Genomic DNA, 5,533 nt, shown 5'->3' with positions numbered 1-5,533 from the left:
GGGCGGGATCCGGCCCGAGCTTGGCAGACGCGGGTGCGGACATCCAGGGGCCGGGCGGCGCGCCGCCCGGGGCTCGGGTCCAGCGTTGCGGCGGCCCGGCCAAGTGGTAGGCTCCGCCGCACGAAGAAACGCCTGCGAGGCCGCTGATGTCGATTGTCACCCGGATGGGACGCCTCGCCGGCGCCCTCGCCCTGACGATCATTGCCGGATCCCCGGCCCCCGCGCAGCAGCCGGCGCCCGCCGCGCCCCGCGCTCCGGCCGCCGGCGCCCCGGCCCGGGCCGCCCTGGTGCCCGCCCCGAAGGCCTTCGTGCGCCAGTCCCTCGCCGGCGAGGCCGTGCGCCTGGAGGCGCAGGTCCGGGCGGAGGGCGCCAGGACCCCCGGCAAGCCCGCCGCCCAGTGGCGACGCGAGGCCGAGAAGCTCGCCGGCACCGACGACAGCGACGGCGCGCTCGCCGCCTACGCGGGGGCCGCCGCGGCGGAGCCGGCCGACTGGCGCAACTGGTACGCCCTCGCGGAGGCCGCCAACGGCCTCGAGGACGAGGATTACGACGAGAACCAGAAGCTCCTCCTGCGCGCCCGGGCCGGCGCCTACCTCGCCTACCAGCGCGCCGGCACGCGGGTCGACGAGGCGCGGGCCCTGCGCCTCGTCGGCCGGGTCCTGGCCGAGCAGGAGAGCTGGCGGCCGGCCCTCGACGCCTACAAGGCGAGCCTGGCGCTCGCCGAGGATGCCGACGCCGCCAAGACCTACGAGGAGCTGCGCAGCGCCCACGGGTTCCGCATCCTCGACTACAAGGTCGATTCGGACGCCGCCGCCCCGCGGGCCTGCTTCACCTTCTCGGAGGCGATCGAGGCCAGGACCGACGTGGCGCCCTTCGTCGCCGTCTCGGGCGCCGCCAACGCGGCCGTGACGGCGGACGGCCAGCAGGTCTGCGTCGACGGCCTGCGGCACGGCGAGCGCTACGCCATGGTGCTGCGCCAGGGCCTGCCCTCGGCGGTCGGCGAGACGCTCCTGAAATCCGCCGACTACGAGATCTACGTCCGCGACCGCGCGCCCCAGGTGCGCTTCACCGGCCGCAACTACGTGCTGCCCCGCACCGGCCAGGCCGGCGTGCCGGTGGTCTCGGTGAACGCGCCCAAGCTCGACGTCGAGGTCCTGCGCATCGGCGACCGCGGCCTGCTGCCGGCCCTGCGCTCGGAGGAGTTCCTGGCCCAGCTCAGCGGCGCCACGGCCCGCACCATCGCCCGCGAGAAGGGCGTGCGGGTCTGGAAGGGCAGCCTCGACGCCGCCCCCGCGGAGGCGAACCAGGAGGCCGTCACCGCCTTCCCGGTCCTCCAGGCCGTCGGCACCGTCGAGCCCGGCCTCTACGTGATGACCGCGCGCCCGAGCGGCACCGCGGCCGCGTCCGACGAGGAGGGGGGCTACGAGGCCGAGGCGACCCAGTGGTTCGTGGTCTCCGATCTCGGGCTCACCGCCTTCAAGGGCCGGGACGGCGTGCACGTCTTCGCCCGCTCCCTGGCCTCGGCCGCCACGGTCGCGGGCGCCGAGATCCGCCTCGTGGCCCGCAACAACGAGGTTCTGGGCACCCGCACGACCGACGCCCAGGGCCACGCCGCCTTCGATCCCGGGCTCTCCCGCGGCGAGGGCGGCATCGCGCCGAGCCTCGTCGTCGCGCGCCTCGGCGACGATTACGGCTTCCTCGACCTGTCGTTGAGCGCCTTCGACCTCGCGGACCGCGGCGCGAAGGGCCGCCCGGCCCCCGGCGCCGCCGAGGCCTACGTCTTCCCCGAGCGCGGGGTCTACCGCTCCGGCGAGACCGTGCAGATCACCGCCCTCCTGCGGGACGCCAGGGGCGGGGCGATCCCGGGCCTGCCCCTGACCCTGGTGGCCCGGCGGCCGGACGGCGTCGAGTACCGCCGGGCCAGCGTGCCCGATGCCGGCCTGGGCGGGCGCGCCCTCGCGCTGCCGCTCCTGCCCGGCGCGCAGGCCGGCACCTGGCGGGTCGCGGCCTACACCGACCCGAAGGCGCCGCCCGTCGGCGAGGCGTCGTTCCTCGTCGAGGATTACGTGCCCGAGCGGCTCGACGTGACCCTGACCCCCCGGGAGCCGGCCCTCGCCCTCGGCCAGCCGGCCACCGTCGACGTCGCCGCCCGCTACCTCTACGGCGCGCCGGGCGCGAACCTGTCGGTCGGCGGCAGCGTCGCGGTCCAGCCCGCCGCCGCGAGCGGCGTCAAGGGCCTCGACGGGTACTCCGTCGGCCTCGACGACGAGCGCGTCGAGCCGGTGACGGCCGAGCTCGAGGCCGCCGTCACCACGGACGCGCAGGGGCGCGCCTCCGTGCGGGCCCCGGTGCCGGCCCCGGCCGGGCCGCGGCCGCTGGAGGCCAGGATCTCGCTCCAGGTCGGCGAGCCCGGGGGCCGCGCCGTGCAGAGGAGCCTGACCCTGCCGATCCTGCCCGCCGGCCCGGTGATCGGCGTCCGCAAGGCCTTCGGCGAGCTGCGCGAGGGCGCGACCGCCACCTTCGACGTCGTGGCGGCCGCGCCCGACGGCGCCCGCCTCGCCCGGGACGGCGTCTCCTGGTCCCTCCTGCGGGTCGAGCGGCGCTACCAGTGGTACCGCGCCGACGGGCGCTGGTCCTTCGAGCCCGTGCGGACGACCCGCAAGGTCGCGGACGGCCGCGTCGCCCTCGGGACGGGCGCGCCGGCGCGGATCGCCGTCCCGGTCGACCTCGGCGCCTACCGCCTCGAGGTGCGCGGCCCCGGCCTCGAGACGGCCAGCGTCGGCTTCGCGGCGGGCTGGGGCGGGACCGAGAGCGCCGACGCGCCCGACCTCCTCGACGTCACCCTGGACCGCGCCGCCTTCGCGTCCGGCGACGTGCTGAAGGCCCGCCTCCAGCCGCGCTTCGCCGGCACCGCGACGGTCGCGGTGGTGAGCGACCGGGTGCACGAGATCCGCACCCTCGACCTGCCGGCGGCCGGCGCCTCCGTGGAGATCCCGGTCCGGCCCGAATGGGGCGCCGGCGCCTACCTCGTCGCCACCGCCTACCGGCCCCTCGACCAGGCGGCCAAGCGCCTGCCGGGCCGCGCCCTCGGCCTCGCGTGGTTCTCCGTCGACCGCTCCGCCCGCGCCCTCGACGTCGCCGTCGAGGCGCCCGCCAAGGTCAGGCCGCGGGGCGAGCTCGCCCTGCCGGTCCGCCTCGCGGGCCTCGCGCCCGGGGAGGAGGCCCGGATCGTCGTCGCGGCGGTGGACGTCGGCATCCTGAACCTCACCCGCTACGCGAGCCCCGACCCCTTCGGCTTCTTCTTCGGGCAGAAGACGCTCTCGACCGAGGTCCGCGACCTCTACGGCTACCTGATCGACGGCATGCAGGGCACGCTCGGGGCGATCCGGTCGGGCGGCGACGGCGGCGCGCCGGAGCTCGACGGGGCGCCGCCGTCCCAGGAGCCCCTGGCGCGCTACTCGGGGGTGGTCACGGTCGGGCCGGACGGGCGGGCGGAGGTGCGCTTCCCCCTCCCCGCCTTCAACGGCACCGCCCGGGTGATGGTCACGGCCTGGAGCGCCGGGCGCGTGGGGGCGGCCTCCGCCGACGTGGTGGTGCGCGATCCCGTGGTGCTCAGCGGCACCCTGCCCCGCTTCCTCGCCGTCGGCGACCGCTCGCGCCTCCACCTCGCCTTCGACAACGTCGAGGGCCCGGCGGGCGAGTACGCCGTCGACCTCGACCTGTCGGGCCCCGTCGTGGCGGCGGCCGACGCCCTCCGGCGCACGCTCCGCCTGGAGCCGGGCGGCCGGGGCGCCGTCGAGATCCCGCTGACCGCCGCCGGGCCGGGCCTCGCGCGCCTCGACGTCCGGCTCACCGGCCCGGGCCTCGACGCGCCGGCCGGCCAGAGCTTCGCCCTCGCGATCCAGCCCGGCACCGGGGCGCTCGTGCGCCGCACGGTCCGGCCCTTGGAGCCGGGCGCGAGCCTCACCCTCTCGGGGGACCTGCTCGCCGAGATGATCCCCGGCACGGGCTCCCTGTCCGTCTCGGCCTCGCCGCTGCCCGGCCTCGACCTGCCGGCCCTGCTCCAGGCCCTCGACCGCTACCCCTACGGCTGCACCGAGCAGACGGTGAGCCGCGCCCTGCCGCTGCTCTACGTCAACCGCCTCGCGGCCCGCGACCGGCTCGCCACCGACGGCGCGCTCGACGAGCGGGTGCGGGCCGCCATCGACCGGGTGCTGGCGCGCCAGGATTCGAGCGGCGCCTTCGGCCTCTGGTCGTCGGCGGGGAGCGAGGACGTCTGGCTCACCGCCTACGTGGCCGACTTCCTGACCCGGGCGCGGGAGCGGGGCTTCGCCGTGCCGCAGACGGCCTTCGGGCTCGCCCTCGACCGGTTGCGCAACGTGGTAGCCAACACGAGCGAGGTCAGCGGCGGGGGCATGGACCTCGCCTACGCGGCCTACGTGCTCGCCCGCAACGGCCGGCCGGTGATGGGCGACCTGCGCTACCTCGCCGACACCAAGCTGTCGGCGTTCGCGACCCCGCTCGCCCGCGGCCAGATCGCCGCGGCGCTCGCCCTCCTGGGCGACCGCGGCCGGGCCCAGAAGGCCTTCGAGGCGGCCGTGGCCGCCCTGCGCCAGGAGCGCGACAAGGCCGATTACCGCGGCGATTACGGCTCGCGCCTGCGCGACGGCGCCGGCCTGATCGCCCTCGCGGCCGAGACGGGCGTCGCCCGCGACGCCATCGCGCCGCTCGGCGCCGTCGTGGGCGAGGAGCGCGGCTCGGGGCGCATCACCAGCACGCAGGAGAACGCCTGGATGGTGCTCGCCGCCGAGGGGCTCGCCCGGGACGCCGACGCCATGGCGCTCGCGGTCGACGGCGAGACCCAGGCCGGGCCGCTCTACCGCACCCTCAAGGACGCCGCCCTCGACGCGCGGCCGCTCACGATCGCCAACCGCGGCAGCGCCACCGCCCAGGTGGTGCTCGGCGTCGCCGGGAGCCCGGTCGCGCCGGAGCCCGCGGAGGCCCGGGGCTACACGCTGGAGCGCAGCTACCACCGCCTCGACGGATCGGCCGTGGACCTGGCGCAGGGCGCCGCCCTGCGCCAGAACGACCGTCTCGTGGTGGTGCTCAAGGTGACGGAGGCGCAGAGCCGGGCCGGCCGCCTGCTCCTCGTCGACCGCCTGCCGGCGGGCCTCGAGATCGACAACCCGAAGCTCCTCGACGCGGACGCCGTGGCGGGCCTGGCCTGGGCCAAGTCCGAGGTGCAGCCGACCCACACCGAGTTCCGCGACGACCGCTTCGTGGCGGCCTACGAGCGCGACCCGAGCCAGTCGGCGTTCTTCAGCGTCGCCTACACGGTCCGGGCCGTGACGCCCGGCCGCTACGTGCACCCGGCGGCGACGATCGAGGACATGTACCGGCCCGAGCGCTACGGGCGCACCGCCTTCGGGACGCTCGAGGTCGGGCCGGCGCGCTGAGGGGCCGGCGGCGCCCGGTCAGGGCGCGCCCGGCCCCGCGGCCGGCGCGTCCGGTCGCACGGCCGGTGCGTCCGGTC

Annotated in this window: 1 protein-coding gene; it reads left to right on the top strand. The window is 77.4% G+C overall.

The genetic code is table 11. The annotated features are described in order from the left end of the window. Positions 1-146 precede the first annotated feature (146 nt). Positions 147-5,456 (top strand): alpha-2-macroglobulin family protein, encoded by a 5,310-nt coding sequence (locus tag DT057_RS33845; RefSeq protein WP_128566393.1) that lies wholly within the window; start codon positions 147-149, stop codon positions 5,454-5,456. Positions 5,457-5,533: the final 77 nt, after the last annotated feature.

Source organism: Methylobacterium crusticola (assembly GCF_003574465.1).
Classification (GTDB): domain Bacteria; phylum Pseudomonadota; class Alphaproteobacteria; order Rhizobiales; family Beijerinckiaceae; genus Methylobacterium; species Methylobacterium crusticola.
This window is presented reverse-complemented; position numbering and strand designations above follow the sequence as displayed.